The sequence below is a fragment of the Bradyrhizobium sp. SBR1B genome, assembly GCF_014198205.1.
GTDB lineage: Bacteria > Pseudomonadota > Alphaproteobacteria > Rhizobiales > Xanthobacteraceae > Bradyrhizobium.
On the sequence record NZ_JACIHC010000003.1, the window covers coordinates 173,641 to 189,218 of the forward strand.

The following is a 15,578-nucleotide window of genomic DNA, read 5'->3' on the forward strand; positions in this document are numbered from 1 at the left end:
CTTGATTCAACCGACCGTTCGGGTGGTGGGGCGAGACTCCTTAGGGCCGGTTCTGCGACATGGGCATTCGTTGCTGCCTGACGTCGAAAAGCAGTGGATGTTGCTGCGAAGCAATGGCGCCGAGCAAGGACTTTAACCGCCCGTTCCTTGCACGACAGCTGGCTGGACTATCTCTACTGGGATAAGGAGCTGGGCGGTTGTCATACGCGTCTCTTCTTGTGTCGCGCACCCCATAAACGCGTCAAATACCCCATAAATGGGTCATGGCGTACTTCGTTAACCATGTTTTCCCTGCGCTCGCTTCTGCTTTCGCTCAGGTTACGACCAGCGGAGGCTGGCGCTGGCATTCGCGGGGCGCCACTTGCGACGTGAATGTCCCGATGCCTAGCTGCCGATCGCAGAGCCCATCACGCCCGTGAAGATCCGCATCTCGATCAGATGCGGGCTGGCGTGGCGGGCCCCTTAGGACGAAGCAGAGGCGCAGCAGCGGGCGCCGCCCGACGGATCGCTGCAGATCGTAGGCAACGGTGAAAAAGAAGACCTGCCGGCATAGACCACGGCTGCATATCCGTCGACAGGACCGTCGGCTCCAACTAGACCTGATACGAAGTCGTCCTCGGCAAGCGGAGAGCGCATGACCAAAGTTTGTTCGCGTTGTCTCCAGAAAGGGCCACTTCGCGATTGGATCCAGGAAGTCGGATCCGACGACGACTGCGATTTCGATTCGACTCACACTGGCGTCGCCTGCGTCGAGGTAGAAGAACTCGCCGAAGAGGCGGATCGCTGGTTCCAAAACCATTATCAGCCTGGCGGTGAAACGGTCGAGATCGATTCCGACCCGGACAGCGACCGGGTCTATCACGGCACTTACGGACAACCGTACGAAGAGATCTTCGCCGAAGAGTTCGGCTCGTCGGGCGATGTGCTTCAAGCCGTACTGGACGCGCTGCCCGATGCGTCCCACTACGAAATCGCGCAAGGCGGGGAGCGCTACTACACGGACGCGTACAACTTCGAACCGATCGAAACCGCTCGCGCCAGGGAAAAGGCCGATCAGGACGATTATTGGTTCGCCAACAGGTACACGTTCGAATGGGAGGACTTCTGCAAGGAAGTGCAGTTCTCCTCGCGCTTCTTCGGCATCAAGGAACGCCTCGATGCCCTGTTCGGCAAGCCCGAGGAATATGGCGAAGGTCCCGTGAGGCCACTCTACGAACTCGCCCCAGGCCAAACTCTTTATCGCGCGCGCCTAATGCACTCCGATCTGAGCGAGCAGGCGCTACAAACAGATGGCGCACGGCTCTTGGGCGCTCCACCGGCCTCAAGGACAACGAGTGGGCGCATGAATGTCGAATTCATCCCAGTTTTCTACGCAACGTTCGCTGGCGCGACCGCAATCGCCGAACTCAGGCCAAGCATCGGTGACTCGATCGCAATAGGCAGATTCACCACTCGCGTGCCCCTCAAAGTCTTCGACTTTACGGTTTTTGACCGTCGCGCCGCCGATCGGGCGCACTTCCACATGCACAGCCGTTACGAATTCATCGACCAGATGCAAGCCCAAATCAGCCGGCCTGTGCGACCGCACGAACGGCAACGCGAGTACATCGCCACGCAAATCGTCGCGGAATACCTCAAGTCGTACTTCGGTTGCGACGCGGTTATCTTCAAGTCGTCGATGCAGAGGGACGGCACAGAAGACAACCGCAACATCGTCATTCTGCACCGGGATGTCTTCGTGGCAGACGATCATCCCGGTGTGGTTACGTACGTCGACTGGTCGATGAGGAACGTCGTCGACGTCAGATATACCGTCGTCGACGGAATGGCGTTCTAGGACGCACCGATCCTTAGCGGCCCAGCGACGTGATGATGCCTAGGCGACCGCGATCCACGTGCATTCCCTCTCTGCGGTCGCTATCCGGCGACCACGCCTGCGTTCCGTTCGCCGGAGCGAGCCCAAAGCAGCGCAAGCGGTCCGAGCGAAATCCCGACGGCGAGCACCACAAAGACCAGCAGCCACCCGCCCGCGCTTTGCGGCCCTCCGGCGAGATCGAGGGCCAAGCCCGTCCCCCAGGCGCCGGCGGCCGAAAGTCCGAAGCCGACGGTGGAATGCAGTGCCAGCGTGGCGCCCCGGTGATCGCGGGTAGCCGCCGCCGACATGCCGGCGGTCAGCGCGCCGGAATCTGCAGGCACTGTCAGCCCGTATGCGAGCAGCAGGAGCGCGAGAGTCCACACCGGGGCATCCACGTTCAGTCCCAGCAGCAGAGCCACCGCCGCCGACGCAACCATCACGACCGTGATGGCGCGGTGACGGCCGAACTTCAGCGCTGCTTCGTTGCCCAAGATGCTGGCGGGCATGGACAGGATGGCGAAGACGAAGCTCACCGTGACGGGCGATAGCCACGCAGGGGCGCCCTGATGCGCGATCACAAAGGTCCAGAATCCGACGAGCCAGGTCCGGATGCCGTAGAGCTCGAAGCAGTGAGAGCCATAGCCGAGAATATAGCCGAGCGCCTCGCGGTTCTTGAAAACCGGGTTGAAGTCCAGGAGGCGCCTCTGCTTCGGCTCGGGCCGACGCGCGTCCATCAGGACGCATGCGATCACCATTGCGATGGGGCCTAGGCCTGTAAGAACGAAGGCCCACCGCCAACCCCACCCGTCGGCTATGACCTGGGCAGCCAGGAAGGAGATGCCGACGCCCAGCGAGAAGCTCGACGTGTAGAGCGTGACAGCGCGCGAGGTGTCGCCCCCTGGCAGGCGGTCGGTTAGAGCTTTCAGGCCAGGCATGTAGGCTCCGGCAAAGCCAAGCCCCGCCAAGGCCCAGATGGCCGTGCCCGACCAAAAACCCTGCGCGAACACTCCGAATGCGATCGTTGCCAATCCGCTTACGACCGAGCCACAGAGCAATACCAGACGCGCGTCGATCCGGTCGGTGAGCGTCGTCAGCACCGGAACAGCGAGCATGTAGCCGAACGCGTAGCCGCTCGCCATGAGCCCGCCTTCCGCAGCGCTCAGTCCCCACGCCGGCATGAGATGCTGGGCGAGATTGGCGGAGAGGGCGACATGCGGCAGCAGATTACCGATCTGTCCGACACACATCGCCAAGATCAGTGACTTGCCGCTCAGGGCTGCGCTTCGACCGATCATCTGTCCGTCCGGCCGATTACGAACACCCGCATCCGGCGGCACCAGTCTTTTTCGCGGCTTCATCCGCCGCACAGCAGGCGGTGGGTTCGCTCTTGGCCTGGCCGCCGCAGCATCCGGATGCGGCGAGCAGGCCCTCGACCCCTCCTCGCGTGCAGACGCCGGTCTCTGGCAGCACAAGTTCGACTCGCTCGGCAGCCTTCTTATCTCCGGCGATGTCCGCGGCGATCGAGCGGACCTGCTCATACCCTGTCATCATAAGAAAGGTCGGAGCGCGCCCGTAGGCCTTCATGCCCGCGAGATAGAATCCGCGATCATCCTGCTCGAGTTGGCGCGCGCCATGCGGCCGCACGGTGCCGCAGGAGTGCTCGTTCGGATCGATCAGCGGCGCGAGCGCGACAGGCGCTTCGATCGCCGGATCCAGCCGCAACCTGATTTCGCTCAGGAAGCCGAAATCGGGGCGGAAGCCAGTCGCAACCACCAGCTCGTCGGCCACGACGCGACGCCCACCGCAGCCGGACGAGGTCGCTATCGTAAGGCGGCCGTCCTCTTGCGCGATGGCTCCAACGGGGAAGCCAGCCTCGACCTGGACCTGTCCTGAGGCAACTAGCGAGGCGAAGTGTGTACCGAGCTCGCCGCGTGCGGACAGCTTGTCGTTCGCCCCGCCTCCAAAACTCTTTTCGGGGTTGCCGCTGCGGAGCAGCCAGATCGGGCGCGTGCCCGGCTCCTGCTGCGCGAGGGTGACCAGATCGATCAGGGTGCCGATGGCTGAGTGCCCTGCGCCAAGCACGGCAATGGTCTTGCCGGCATAGCGCGACCGGTCCCTGCCGAGGACGTCGGGCATGCCATAGGCGATCTTCGCCTGCGCCTCCCGTTCGCCGATCGCGGCCAAGCCGCCGGCGCCGGCCGGATTGGGCGAGGCCCACGTTCCGGACGCGTCGATGACGGCGTCGGCCCGCAGCGCCTCCGGCCCCTTGCCGTTCTGAAAGCGGACCTCGAAGGGCACGGTCTCGCGCCCCTTGGTCTTCGCCTTGTCGAAGCCGACCCGCCCGATGGCCGTTACACGGCTGTTCGTCCGGATCACGTCGCGCAACGCGGTCTTGGTTGCGAGCGGCTGGATGTAGCGTTCGAGGAGTTCTGCGCCGGTCGGGTAGACGTGCGGATCCGGCGAATTCCAGCCGGTCGGCGCGAGCAGCCGCGCCGCTGCCCGGTCGACGTTGTATTCCCAAGGCGAAAAGAGCTGCACGTGCTGCCACTGCCGCACGGAGTGTCCGGCTTCCGGCCCGCCCTCGAGCACGATTGGCGTCATGCCTCGCTCCACCACGTGGGCCGCGGCCGCGAGCCCGACGGGACCGGCGCCGATGATGGCGACCTTCTTCGCTTCGCTCATGCATATTCTCCCATGAAACTAGAATGATCGAAATTTGGCGCCCGCGAACACTACGCGGCGCTCTTCGTCTCCTTGCATCCGGCCTGGTCGGCGCAGCACTCGGCGACGAGGAAGTCGACCAGCTCGCGCATCGTGCCGTAGTTGGCGTGGCAGACGAGCGTCGTGGATTCGCGGACCTGCGTGATGAGGCCTACCGACACCAGCGTCTTGATGTGATGCGAAAGGGTGGACGCGGCGATCTTCAGCCGGTCCTGCAACTTGCCGACTGGCATCCCGGGCTCGCCGGCGCGGACAAGCGTCCTGTAGATCTTGAGGCGCGTCGGATTGCCTAGGGCTTCGAGATGGGCCGCGGCGTCGTCGAGCTTCATGACGTCCTCATGACATATTTACTACGTTGCTCCTACAATATTTCTGGAATATTCGAAATACAAGCCCCTTTTCGTTGACCATCGAATGATATTTCGATAAGTCTGGACAGGTCGAATTCCAGGGGAGCCTCTATGAGCGACCGCGTCTACAACGTCCTCTTCCTGTGCACCGGCAACAGCGCCCGCTCGATCCTCGCGGAGTCCATCATGCGTAAGGACGGGCGGGGCCGCTTCAATTCATTCTCCGCCGGCAGCCAGCCGAAGGGCCGCATCAATCCGTTCGCCCTCAAGGTTCTCGAACGGGAGAACTACCCGATCGACGGGATGCGCTCGAAGAGTTGGGAGGAATTCGCCAGGCCAGATGCCCCGGTCTTGGATTTCGTCTTCACGGTCTGCGACAACGCCGCCGGCGAAAGCTGCCCAATCTGGCCGGGACAGCCGATGACGGCACATTGGGGCATCGAGGACCCCGCCGTCATCGAAGGCACGGACATCGAAAAGGAGGCTGCATTTTTTGAGGCCTTCCGCTATCTGAAGAACAGGATCGGGGTTTTCGTCAACTTGCCGCTGCGCGGCATCGACAAGCTGTCCCTTGGGACCAAACTGCGCGAGATCGGCCGGATGGACGGAGCTACGACCCCTCATCCAAAGGCAAGCTGATGGACACGTTCGATCTGTCCCGGCGGCTGGCCGCGGAAGCGCTCGGCACCGGCATTCTCGTCGCACCGTCGTCGGATCCGGCATCATGGCCGAGACGCTCACCAAGGACGTCGCGCTGGCCCTCCTTTGCAACACCCTGCCGACCGGTGCGATCCTCGTCGTGCTGATCACGGTACTCGGACCGATCTCCGGGGCGCACTTCAATCCCGCCGTGACGCTCGTCTTCACGGGCAAGCGCGAGCTCCCGCCCCAGGAAGCGCTGCTCTACGTGGTCGCGCAGGTCGCCGGCGGCATTGCCGGCACGATGGCCGCGCACCTCATGTTCGCTCTGCCTATCATCGACTTCTCGATGAAGGCCCGAACAGGCGGCGCGCAATGGTTCGCTGAGGCCGTCGCCGCCTTCGGCCTGGTGGCCACCATCCTCGCCGGCATCCGCTTCCAGCGCGCGGCCGTACCCTGGCTGGTCGGCCTCTACATCACCGCGGCATACTGGTTCACCGCTTCGACCTCATTCGCGAATCCGGCGGTGGCGATCGCCCGTTCGCTGACGAACACCTTTTCGGGAATTCGCCCGGCGGACCTGCCGGGCTTTATCCTCGCCGAGCTGGTCGGCGCATTCGCCGGCATGCTGCTGATGAACTGGATGCTGGGGCGGCCGAAGGCGCGCGGCCCGGTGCCGATCGCGGAGACACTACGATGACCGTCACGATCTATCACAACCCTGACTGCGGCACGGCGCGCAACACCCTGGCCATGATCCGCCAGAGCGGCGAACAGCCGACAGTCATCGAGTACCTGAAGACGCCGCCGAGCCGCGAGAAGCTGGTGGAGTTGATCGCGGCCATGGGAATTCCCGTTCGCGACCTGCTGAGGAAGAAAGGCACGCCCTATGCGGAACTCGGCCTCGACGATCCGAAGTGGACCGACGACGATCTGCTCGACTTCATGGTAAAGCATCCCATCTTGATCAATCGACCGATCGTCGTGACGCCCAAGGGCGTGAAGTTGTGCCGGCCATCCGAAGCCGTGTTGGACATCCTGCCCAACGGGAGGATCGGCCGGTTCGTGAAGGAAGACGGTGAAGTGATTGATGCGTGAGCTACCCGACCTGCCCAACCTCTCGCCGTCCGTCGTTTCTCTTCCTGATCTCTCCCGTCTCAGACCCGTACCCTCCACCCACAAACCGCGGATCCTCCTGCTGTACGGATCACTGCGTCAGCGCTCGTTCAGTCGTTTCGCGGCGGAAGAAGCCGCGCGGCTGCTGGAGGCGTTCGGCGCCGAATGCCGGATCTTCAATCCGTCCGGCTTGCCGCTGCCGGACGATGCGCCGGCGGACCACCCGAAGGTCGCCGAATTGCGCGAACTGTCGGCCTGGTCCGAAGGACAGGTCTGGAGCAGTCCGGAGCGTCACGGCAGCATCACTGGGATCATGAAGGCGCAGATCGACTGGATCCCGCTGTCGATCGGAGCCGTACGGCCGACGCAGGGCAAGACGCTCGCCGTCATGCAGGTGAGCGGCGGCTCGCAGTCCTTCAACGCGGTCAACCAGCTTCGCGTGCTCGGCCGCTGGATGCGCATGATCACGATCCCGAACCAGTCCTCCGTGGCGAAGGCCTACGAACAGTTCGACGATGCCGGGCGGATGAAACCGTCGCCCTACTACGACCGCCTCGTCGACGTGATGGAAGAACTGATGAAGTTCACGCTGCTGACGCGCGATTGCTCCGCCTACCTCACGGACCGGTACAGCGAACGCAAGGAAGAAGCGGCTAAACTGCAGGAACGGCTCGCCTTGAATGGAGCTTTGTGAAGAGGGCGGCCCCGACACTGGGTCGGGGCCGAAAGGCTCACGCCGTGTAGTCGAGCGACTTGAAGCTGAGATGCTTCACGCCCTCGGGCGCATCCGCGAGCTTACGGATGTTCGCCCACGTCTGCTTGTAGTTCGGGATGATGAATTCGTTCACGCCGGGTGAGACGACGTTCCCTTGCACGCCGTTTGCCTGCGCGAAGACCATGAACGTCTGCTTCGGCTTCGCTGTCGGCGTCGGATAGACCATCGCCTGGGTCGAGCCGTTGTCGTTGTAGATCTCGACGAGATCACCCGGCTTGAGCCGCAGCTCGTCCATATCTTGCGGGTTCATCTGAAGGTACGGATACGGCGTCCGATCCGTGACGAACTCGTTGTCCTGGTCGAGATAGGAGCTCTGCCAAGTGATGTTGGCGCGGCCGTTGTTGATCAAGAACGGGAATTTCTTCATCTCGTCTTCTTTGCCGGGCGCCTGCAAGCCGCGCCACTGCGTCTCCATGAATTTGGCCTTACCGTCCTTGCTGTTGAACTTGCCGTCGGCATAGAGTCGCTTGGTGCCGAGGATCCGCTCGGTGCCGCCCGACGCCGGCGACGCCGCCGTCGTTGCGGCAGCCCCCGTGGTTTGGACCGGCTCCTTTCCACGGGCGCCTTCGATGGCCGGCCCCTTCAAGACCTCTCCCGTCTTTGTGCCGGTCGACGTGCCGGCGGCAACAGGGCCGGTAGTCTCAAGCCCGACCGCGGGCTCCTGGAAGCCGTTCGTACCCATGGCGCGCAGCCGGGCATAGGTGACGAACTCGCCGCCCTTCTCATGCTGGTGATAGCCGTCCATGAAGGCATCTTCTTCGGTCTTCCAGTCGAAGCCCTTGAAGCGATCGGCGATCTCGGCCTTGCCCTGTTCGCGCAATACCCGCTCCATGTGATTGGCGATGCGGGCGGCGATCAGGCAATCGGGCATCGCCTGTCCTGGCGGGTCCATATACTTCTCGGTGAGCCGCATACGACGTTCGCCGTTCATCGAGGTGAGATTGGCCTCTCCCGACGTTGCTGCCGGCAGCCAAACGTGGCTCGCCTCGCCGATCTTGGTCGGCACGATATCGACGTCGACGGCAAACAGCCCACCCTTCTTGACCGCGTCGACGATCGCGTTGATCATCGCGGGCCGGTCGCCATAGGGCGCCGTCATCATGGCGTCCTTCACCATATCGGTGCGCTTCTTGTAGGCCTGCTTGAACTTGAATGCGTTCAGCGTGGTCTTGTAGTGATCGCATCCCCAGATGTGATGGACACCGCCCTTGCCTTCGATCAGGAGCTGGTCGACGTATGCGGCGGGCCGTCCCACATGCGCATCGGACGGCCGGGAGTAGCCTTCCTGGTGTCCGCCCATGCGGACGCAACCGCCGCCAGGCCGACCGATATTTCCGGTAGCGAGTGCGACATTCACCAGGGCGCCGTTGGTGCGGTAGTTGTCGTTGCCCCAGATCAGGCCCTTCTCATACGCAAACATCGTTCGCCGCCGCGCGTTGGCCGCCTTGGGCTGCGCGATCCATTCCGCCGACTTGCGAATTTGGTCTGCTGTGAGACCCGTAATCTTCGCTGCGTCCTCAAGGCTGATCTTGTTGGCGGCCTTCATCTGATCGAAGTTGGTCGTCGAGGCGTCGACGAACGCCTTGTCGACCCAGCCCTTGTCCGCGATGTAGTTCGTCCACGCATTGAAAAGCGCGAGATCCGTGCCGGGATTGATAGCCAGATGCATGACGTTGTCTTTGCCGGCTTCGACCTCGCAGGCGTTGACCGTCACCGTTCGCCGCGGGTCGACAATGATGACCTTGGCGGGCTCCACCGGTTCGGAGCCGAACTCGGCCTTCTTCTTGTCGAGCGACGTCCCGCGCAGGTTCGGGACCCAATGATTCAGGAAGTAGTTGGTCTGGGTTTCGAGCGCGTTTGTGCCCACCGCGACGAGAGTGTCCGCCAGCTCCGCATCTTCGTAGCAATTGTTGAGCTCGCCCACGCCCATGTCACGGGTGGCGTGGACTTCCGAATTGTACGCCGGCCGATTGTGAATCCGGATGTTCTTCACCTTCATGGCGCCGAAGTAGAGCTTGCCGGTGCCCCAGGTATTCTCATAGCCGCCGCCAGCGCCGCCATGGTCGAACGCCGAGACGAACACGCCATCTTCGCCCATGTCATTCATCACTGCGACCGTCACGCGTGCGACGAGGTCGAGTGCATCGTCCCAGCTCGTTGGCTGCATCTGCCCGTAGCCAGACCATGGGGTCCGTGAGGCGCTGGAGTTGCGTATTGCGCTGCTGCGAGTAGCTCATCTCCGCCATGCGGGCACCGCGGACCGAGCCCAAGCCCGAATTCACGACGCAGTCCTTGTCGGGCTTGATGACGATGTGCACATCCTGCCCGTTCTGCCGGACGATGTTGTACATTGAAGGCGAATACCACGCGACGGTCTCCGCGCCCTGCTGCTTGCTCAGATCCACACCGAACTTGTTCTGATTGGGCGCCGTTCCGCCCTGTGTACTGGCGGCCCAGGTGTAGGCCTTGTAGCCGCAGCCGACGATGCAGTAGTGGCAGGTTACGTTGGATTCCTTGGCGTCCGCGGGGATGATCGGGAGCCGGTCGATTTGTCGCTTGTAGGTCATGGTCGTTCCTCCCCTAGAGCACGTTGGAAAGGCGGCCGTAGAGCAATTCGTCCAGGCCTTCGGCGTAGATGTCGCCCTTGTCATCGACGCGCAGCACGTACTGCGGGAGGTTTTGCGTCGCCTGGCCCCAGATTTGCTGGCCGCCCGCCTCGCAGTCGAACCGAGAGTAATGGCCGGGACAGTTCATCGTCCGGTCGCCTGTGCTGTAGTTGAGGGTGAAGCCCTTGTGCGGGCAGATCGTCGTGAAGCCTACGATGTCGCCCTCGGCGCCCACCCCGCCCGGCACTTGCTTGCCGAGCTTCAAGAGCACGCCGGGCGCGTTCGCGTCCGGATAGGACACGTTCAACGGCTCGTTCGGCTTGAGGTCCTTGACGTTGGCCAGGCGGTTGACGGGATAGTCCACCCTTGCGGCTGCTGTCGCAGCTTGGGTGGGGGGTGGCGAGATTGAGCTGACGGCAACGCCAGCAGCGGCAAGACCCGCCCCGCTCATGAAGCGACGGCGGCCGACATCGACCATACGATCGCAGCGCGACATGGTGAAAGCTCCTCGGGTTCGCCAGTACGCCTACCGGCGGGCTGTTTCCTCGAAGATCGGCCCGGTACGCCTACCGGCCGGAGCGCTCGCTTCTGTCGCACGCCCTTCACATCGAAGGGCTACGATATGTCGATACGTCTCGACATATTTAATAGTCGAAACGTACTGGCTTGTCACGTGAGCTGTGGGTTAAAGATGACGCACCTAGATGAGTCGCGCGGAGACTACGGTATGCGGAAATCGATGCTGGCCGTTGCCAGCCACGCCAGCACCCGGCCAGTACAAGGCGAGCTGTCCGAGCCCCATGCGATTTCCGCTCTTGCTGCACTTGCTCAGCCCACGCGCCTGGCGATCTTCCGGCTGCTCATCAAGCACGAGCCCGTCGGCATCACCGCCGGCGTGATCGCCGATACGATCGGCGCGCCGCACAATACCCTCTCTAGCCACCTCGCGATTCTGGTGCGGGCCGGCCTATTGCGCTCGTCTCGGGAGGGCCGGACCATCATCTACCGCTCCGACGTCGAGGGCATGCGGTCCCTGCTCGCGTTTCTGGTCAACGACTGCTGCGACGGACATCCGGAGCTTTGCGACCTGGTCGCCGCCGACGCCGTGGCCTGCTGCGCGCCGGCACCGGCGAAGGCGCGACCCACAAAGAAGCCGGTCAAGCGCAAGAGCTGATCCCATAACACCGTGAGGACTAGCGATCCTGAAGCTTGCGGGGCTGTTCGGCGGTCACGCAACCGCCGGGGCCGCGCTCAAAGATCGCTTCGGACTGGTCGGCCACAGCCTTGCCCGCGGGGCCCTAAGCGGCGCATTCCTGCAGGAGACCGCGGTCACTATCGTCACGGGTGGCGGAAGTCTGAATCCCTCGACAACCCGGAAACTATCGTCATCGTCATCCTGACCGGCGCCGTGGCGTCACCCTGACCATTGGCCTCCTGATCGCGGCGCCCGCCGGCACTGACGTTCGGGAGCCGAACTGCAAGAGCCCTCACCGGACAACTACGGGATCGGACAGCAACATCTTGTTGAAGTTGCGTCGATTCGCCGGCCATCACTCTGGTTGATTTTCGCGGACTCAATTACACGCATATCCATGAAAGCCATTTGGGACTACCTGAAAGGCCTGTTCGGGGGCGAGGAAGGGATGCCGCTGCACGGCAAGATCGCCTTGCCACTGGTGGCCGTCGGCGTCGCGCTCCTATCTCCCGGATGGAAAGATGCGGGGCTCGCCTATCTTAACAAGACCTACGGTCTGGGACTGTCGCTCGACGCGCCCTGGTGGGCGGGCGCGATCTGCATAATCCTCGCGGTCGTGGTCTTCCTGGTCGGACATCTGACGTCGTCCCGAAAGCCCGCCGGGCAATTCGTCGCCATCCGGCATCAATCTTTCCAGCCGCTCACCGGACCGCTCCCGCCGGAAGCGTTGCCGCGCAAGATGCGAGGCCGAAAGATCGTTACGTACGATTGCGACCAGTCCAGCTTTCTTAGCCTCGGCGCATTCGACCCGATCGGAGCGGTCAGGCAGCAGCAACGGATGATCACCGAGATTGCCGGCATTCTGAAGGCCGATTCGTCGGCGGCCCTCGGTTACTACGGGATCGTGCACATTCCTCTACAATTTTTGGCGGGATGCGGCGTGTCGTCATTTCCGCAGGTCACGCTTTTCGATCTTCACCGCGAAACGAGCACTTGGCGCGAACTGCAGGCAGGGGCCGGTCCGGACCTTGCGGTGAAGACGGTAAGAACGATCGATCCTCCGCATCCAATCGCCTGCGTGATCCGCGTGGAGGTCAGCTATGGGGTGCGAGACGAAGATGTGGCCGAGGTCGTAGCCGGCCCGTACCGCGACTACTCAATTTCGATAGGCAAGCCGGGCATCGACAAGGTCACGCACTACGGCCAGGTCGACGAGATCAGCGCCGCTTTCCGCAGCGTTCTCGACGAGATCCACGGCGAACTCCCAAGCAACCTCGTCGTTCACCTCTTCTACTCCGGCCCGGTCGGGCTAGGCTTCACCCTCGGCCGTCGCATCAGCAGGACGATCCACAACCCGGTGGTCGTCTACAACTACACCGCCAACACGAAGCCGGCCTATGCCTGGAGCGTGGAGGTCACGAAGGAAGGCAGGCCCGAAGACATGGTGGTGATCTACAAATGACCATGTTCGACCTCAGCGCCGATCTCCAGATCTTCTACGACAAGCATGTCCGGCTCGGGGTGGACCGCCGGAAGAAGCTCGCCGACAATCGCGATCTCAACATCGTTCGACTGAAAAACGGGCTGGATGATCTAGCCGAAGAATCGAAGCGTCCTCGCCCGCATCCTTACGATTGGCAGAATCAGGGCGGCTACGCGATGCACACCCTGAATCAGGATCCCCGCGACGACAACGACTACGACATCGACGTGGCACTGCTGTTCGAACGTTCGGCCCTTCCGGAAGATCCACGGGCTGCGCGTCAGCGTGTCGCCGACGCGCTCTGCAAGCGCTGCACCAACTTCACGCAGGAGCCGACGGCACGCACCAATGCCGTGACGGTGTGGTACGCCGAGGGTTATCACATCGACTTCGCCGTCTACCGAACCTACACCGACGAATTTGGTCGGCAGAGAATGGAGCACGCCAGCACCGAATGGAAGGAGCGGGATCCTCAGGAAATCAACAAATGGTTTCAGAACGCAGTGGGCACGAAAAGCCCGGCCGGCGGCCTCTTGACGAAGGTGCCGGAAGGACAGCTTCGGCGTATCGTGCGCTTCCTGAAGTGGTTCACCCGGTCGCGGCCGTCGTGGAGCCTTCCCGGCGGCCTGATCGTCTCAACCCTCGTCGTCGAGTGCTATAGGCCCAGTTTCGACCGGGACGACGTGGCGCTGTACGACACGATCGTCGCGCTCCGGAACCGCCTCGCCGCCGACATGAGGGTGTACAACCCGGCCGATCGCTCCGAGTTCACGGCCAACTCCGAGATCGCCAATCAGGTGAAGAGGTTCAAGGACCAGCTCGACATGGCCGTCGGCAAGCTCGCTGTGCTCTTCGAAAAGGAATGCAACCGATCCAGGGGGCGGGGCGCTTGGGACTGGATCTTCGTTCATGGCTTCTGGGGCGACAAGGAAGTGGCCAAGGTCGCCATGGACGAGGCGCTCGCAACCGCCGCGCTGCCGACCCCCTACTTCGTCAAAATCCGATGCGAGCTCGCGAGAACAGAAGGGGCAAAGACTTACAAGCGGTACGAAAGCGGCTCCTCCGTTCTGCCGAAGAATGTCGCGCTGAAATTCACCGTCGAGTCCACCAACGTGCCGGCTCCTTACAAGATCGTATGGCACGTGGACAACCATGGAGACGAAGCGGCCGAACATAAGCAACTGACGTGGGAAACGCCCCCCTCCGATAGCTTCGAGAAGTGGACGAGCACGGCCTTCAAGGGGTCCCACCGTATGATCTGCCGCATCTGGAAGGATGGCCGCGTGCAGGCGGAGACATCGCACATCGTCAAGATTGCGCCAGGACGCTGGTGGAGACGGTAGGGCAACAGAGTGGGCCCCTCTTTTTTGAACGCGATGCTGCAAAACTGGCTGCAGATCGGGTTCACCACTCCCACGCTAGACGATAGACCCAGTTCTGCGACGGCTTGTCGATATTCCAGACGATGGAGTGTCCGTCTGCGCTTTTTTCGGCAGTCGGCTCGTTCACTAGATGGTTCTCGGGGGTCTCGCTGCGCGGATAGGCCGCGCGCTGGAAAGAGCCGAAAGCCCTGCTGGAAGAACGAACCTCGAGTCGGATGCTTTGGGTAGGAAATTGGACCGGAATTCCTATCCACTGGCTTTCTGGCGTGAGAAAGACGTTCCAATAGACTGAGTCGACCTTCACATCGAACCACTCGCCGACCGGTTCGTTCGATACATCGATCAGGACGTCATACAGTCGATTGATCGGGCGCCATTGGATTAGCGGCCGTTCCGACGCGTCCCTAACCGTGAGCCGGTGCGTGCTCGACGAAAACTCCGGCTTCACGTCGCCGGTGACGGCGCGCCTCATGGCGAACGTTCTGATGTCGTCACGCAGCCGCTTTAGTTTGAGGCGATCGTGCCAAATGGTTTTGGAAGTCGGCAAGGACAGCGCCTCGTCGGGCACCGGCTTCCAATCGGATAAATCTACGACACGGTCCTGATTGAATATCTCGAAACCAACCTGCGGAGGGGGAGGCGGAGGGGGCGGCGGCTTAAGCAGCCCAATCACGTACATGGCCAACGCAATCGCGATGGCCGCAAGGAGGATGTACTTGATCTTGAAGATCGAGATGAGCCTCACCCACAACGGGGGGCTCTCCGCCGGAACATCTCCGTCTTCGACGTTCTCCTTGTCCTCGCTCTCGAGAACTTTGACCCACCTGTCCTCGCAGAACTTGGCGTTCAGGAAATAGCCGTGGCCCGCGCCGTTGTAATACCTGTCCCGGACCCCGGGACGTTCGAATCCGTATGTGCCCGCAGACCCGTACCCGGTGGTTACGCTCTCGGCCAATGCAGGCCAAGGATCGGCCGTCCCGACCTCGTTTACGATGGATCCTTCGTAGCGATCGTCGATCTGCTCGAACGGGAACTTGCTCTGCACCACGCTACCGCAGAAGATGACGCGGCATAGCTGCAGGTTGAACTGCCGCTTCAGCAGGGTCGCCACAATATAGGTGCCGAAGCTGTGCGCGATAATCGACACTCGCTTGCCCGGGTGTCGCCTAATCGCGTGCTGTATCTGGATCCAAACGTCGTCGATAGCCTGTCGCCTGAAGTATGAAATAGGCAATAGGAATTCGATCAGGTTCATCCTGCCGTAGTTCGTCGGCTCCACGGCGAAACCGGCCTTTCTCAGAGGAGCCGCGACCTCGGATTTCCATCGTGCGATGTCACGGATTCCGTGGACGAGAATGACCAGGTGTTTTTTTGGTGAGAGATTCTGCGCAGCGTTTTCTACGGTATCTTCGGTCAAGGGAATCACCAATTCGATCAGGCAATGGCCGAGCAGACA

Annotated in this window: 14 protein-coding genes and 1 pseudogene; 8 read left to right on the forward strand and 7 right to left on the reverse strand. The window is 62.2% G+C overall.

All coding sequences use genetic code 11. From position 1 onward, the window contains the following. Positions 1 to 634: 634 nt before the first annotated feature. Positions 635 to 1,837: an RES family NAD+ phosphorylase gene (locus tag GGD61_RS09145; RefSeq protein ID WP_183230571.1), complete on the forward strand. Its 1,203-nt coding sequence runs from the start codon at positions 635 to 637 to the stop codon at positions 1,835 to 1,837. An 80-nt stretch (positions 1,838 to 1,917) separates the two neighbouring features. Here GGD61_RS09145 and GGD61_RS09150 read toward each other — a convergent pair whose 3' ends face one another. The 3 genes from GGD61_RS09150 to GGD61_RS09160 all read right to left on the reverse strand — a co-directional run bounded on the left by GGD61_RS09150 (position 1,918) and on the right by GGD61_RS09160 (position 4,905). Continuing rightward, a complete protein-coding gene (locus GGD61_RS09150) occupies positions 1,918 to 3,102 on the reverse strand; it encodes an MFS transporter (RefSeq protein WP_183230720.1) in 1,185 nt (394 codons plus the stop codon). Positions 3,103 to 3,166: 64 nt separating this feature from the next. After that, a complete protein-coding gene (locus GGD61_RS09155; protein ID WP_183230572.1) occupies positions 3,167 to 4,537 on the reverse strand; it encodes an NAD(P)-binding domain-containing protein in 1,371 nt (456 codons plus the stop codon). A gap of 50 nt (positions 4,538 to 4,587) precedes the next feature. Further along, positions 4,588 to 4,905: a helix-turn-helix transcriptional regulator gene (locus GGD61_RS09160; RefSeq protein WP_183230573.1), complete on the reverse strand. Its 318-nt coding sequence runs from the start codon at positions 4,903 to 4,905 to the stop codon at positions 4,588 to 4,590. 132 nt (positions 4,906 to 5,037) lie between these two features. Between GGD61_RS09160 and GGD61_RS09165 the strand changes: the two genes are divergently transcribed. The 4 genes and pseudogenes from GGD61_RS09165 to arsH all read left to right on the forward strand — a co-directional run bounded on the left by GGD61_RS09165 (position 5,038) and on the right by arsH (position 7,375). Next, positions 5,038 to 5,565, forward strand: coding sequence for an arsenate reductase ArsC (locus GGD61_RS09165; RefSeq protein ID WP_183230574.1), 528 nt, complete (start codon positions 5,038 to 5,040; stop codon positions 5,563 to 5,565). Further along, positions 5,565 to 6,265, forward strand: a pseudogene (locus GGD61_RS09170) (aquaporin). The gene GGD61_RS09165 and the pseudogene GGD61_RS09170 overlap by 1 nt, the downstream one beginning before the upstream one ends. Further along, positions 6,262 to 6,663, forward strand: a complete 402-nt coding sequence (gene arsC, locus GGD61_RS09175; RefSeq protein ID WP_183230575.1) for an arsenate reductase (glutaredoxin) — start codon at positions 6,262 to 6,264, stop codon at positions 6,661 to 6,663. Before GGD61_RS09170 ends, arsC begins: the two are co-directional and overlap by 4 nt. After that, complete coding sequence (arsH, locus tag GGD61_RS09180) at positions 6,656 to 7,375, forward strand: arsenical resistance protein ArsH (RefSeq protein ID WP_183230576.1); 720 nt, start codon at positions 6,656 to 6,658, stop codon at positions 7,373 to 7,375. Before arsC ends, arsH begins: the two co-directional genes overlap by 8 nt. Before the next feature lie 37 nt (positions 7,376 to 7,412). Here arsH and GGD61_RS09185 read toward each other — a convergent pair whose 3' ends face one another. Genes GGD61_RS09185 through GGD61_RS09190 form a run of 3 tightly spaced genes read right to left on the reverse strand, consistent with a single transcriptional unit; the run spans position 7,413 to position 10,558 of the window. Next, on the reverse strand, positions 7,413 to 9,623 hold the full coding sequence (locus GGD61_RS09185) for an arsenate reductase (azurin) large subunit (RefSeq protein ID WP_246785904.1): 2,211 nt from the start codon (positions 9,621 to 9,623) through the stop codon (positions 7,413 to 7,415). Continuing rightward, positions 9,556 to 10,023 carry a hypothetical protein gene (locus GGD61_RS40415; protein WP_246785905.1) on the reverse strand — a complete coding sequence of 156 codons (468 nt, stop codon included), beginning with the start codon at positions 10,021 to 10,023 and terminating at the stop codon, positions 9,556 to 9,558. Before GGD61_RS40415 ends, GGD61_RS09185 begins: the two co-directional genes overlap by 68 nt. Before the next feature lie 13 nt (positions 10,024 to 10,036). After that, positions 10,037 to 10,558: an arsenate reductase (azurin) small subunit gene (locus tag GGD61_RS09190; RefSeq protein WP_183230577.1), complete on the reverse strand. Its 522-nt coding sequence runs from the start codon at positions 10,556 to 10,558 to the stop codon at positions 10,037 to 10,039. Between the two features lie 231 nt (positions 10,559 to 10,789). On the opposite strand from GGD61_RS09190, the gene GGD61_RS09195 reads away from it, so the two are divergent. From GGD61_RS09195 to GGD61_RS09205, 3 genes are all read left to right on the forward strand, one after another. Beyond that, positions 10,790 to 11,236, forward strand: a complete 447-nt coding sequence (locus GGD61_RS09195; protein WP_183230578.1) for a helix-turn-helix transcriptional regulator — start codon at positions 10,790 to 10,792, stop codon at positions 11,234 to 11,236. Positions 11,237 to 11,654: 418 nt separating this feature from the next. Further along, positions 11,655 to 12,719: an SAVED domain-containing protein gene (locus GGD61_RS09200; RefSeq protein ID WP_183230579.1), complete on the forward strand. Its 1,065-nt coding sequence runs from the start codon at positions 11,655 to 11,657 to the stop codon at positions 12,717 to 12,719. Then, positions 12,716 to 14,083 (forward strand): nucleotide-binding domain-containing protein, encoded by a 1,368-nt coding sequence (locus tag GGD61_RS09205; RefSeq protein ID WP_183230580.1) that lies wholly within the window; start codon positions 12,716 to 12,718, stop codon positions 14,081 to 14,083. Before GGD61_RS09200 ends, GGD61_RS09205 begins: the two co-directional genes overlap by 4 nt. Positions 14,084 to 14,144: 61 nt before the next feature. Here GGD61_RS09205 and GGD61_RS09210 read toward each other — a convergent pair whose 3' ends face one another. After that, complete coding sequence (locus tag GGD61_RS09210; protein ID WP_183230581.1) at positions 14,145 to 15,539, reverse strand: triacylglycerol lipase; 1,395 nt, start codon at positions 15,537 to 15,539, stop codon at positions 14,145 to 14,147. Positions 15,540 to 15,578 lie beyond the last annotated feature (39 nt).

Coding starts and splice junctions, on each gene's coding strand:
- GGD61_RS40415 (WP_246785905.1), bottom strand. CDS start 10,023: ATGACCTACAAGCGACAAATCGACCGGCTCCCGATCATCCCCGCGGAC.
- GGD61_RS09200 (WP_183230579.1), top strand. CDS start 11,655: ATGAAAGCCATTTGGGACTACCTGAAAGGCCTGTTCGGGGGCGAGGAA.
- GGD61_RS09205 (WP_183230580.1), top strand. CDS start 12,716: ATGACCATGTTCGACCTCAGCGCCGATCTCCAGATCTTCTACGACAAG.
- GGD61_RS09190 (WP_183230577.1), bottom strand. CDS start 10,558: ATGTCGCGCTGCGATCGTATGGTCGATGTCGGCCGCCGTCGCTTCATG.
- arsH (WP_183230576.1), top strand. CDS start 6,656: ATGCGTGAGCTACCCGACCTGCCCAACCTCTCGCCGTCCGTCGTTTCT.
- arsC (WP_183230575.1), top strand. CDS start 6,262: ATGACCGTCACGATCTATCACAACCCTGACTGCGGCACGGCGCGCAAC.
- GGD61_RS09195 (WP_183230578.1), top strand. CDS start 10,790: ATGCGGAAATCGATGCTGGCCGTTGCCAGCCACGCCAGCACCCGGCCA.
- GGD61_RS09150 (WP_183230720.1), bottom strand. CDS start 3,102: ATGTGTGTCGGACAGATCGGTAATCTGCTGCCGCATGTCGCCCTCTCC.
- GGD61_RS09160 (WP_183230573.1), bottom strand. CDS start 4,905: ATGAAGCTCGACGACGCCGCGGCCCATCTCGAAGCCCTAGGCAATCCG.
- GGD61_RS09145 (WP_183230571.1), top strand. CDS start 635: ATGACCAAAGTTTGTTCGCGTTGTCTCCAGAAAGGGCCACTTCGCGAT.
- GGD61_RS09155 (WP_183230572.1), bottom strand. CDS start 4,537: ATGAGCGAAGCGAAGAAGGTCGCCATCATCGGCGCCGGTCCCGTCGGG.
- GGD61_RS09165 (WP_183230574.1), top strand. CDS start 5,038: ATGAGCGACCGCGTCTACAACGTCCTCTTCCTGTGCACCGGCAACAGC.
- GGD61_RS09185 (WP_246785904.1), bottom strand. CDS start 9,623: ATGCAGCCAACGAGCTGGGACGATGCACTCGACCTCGTCGCACGCGTG.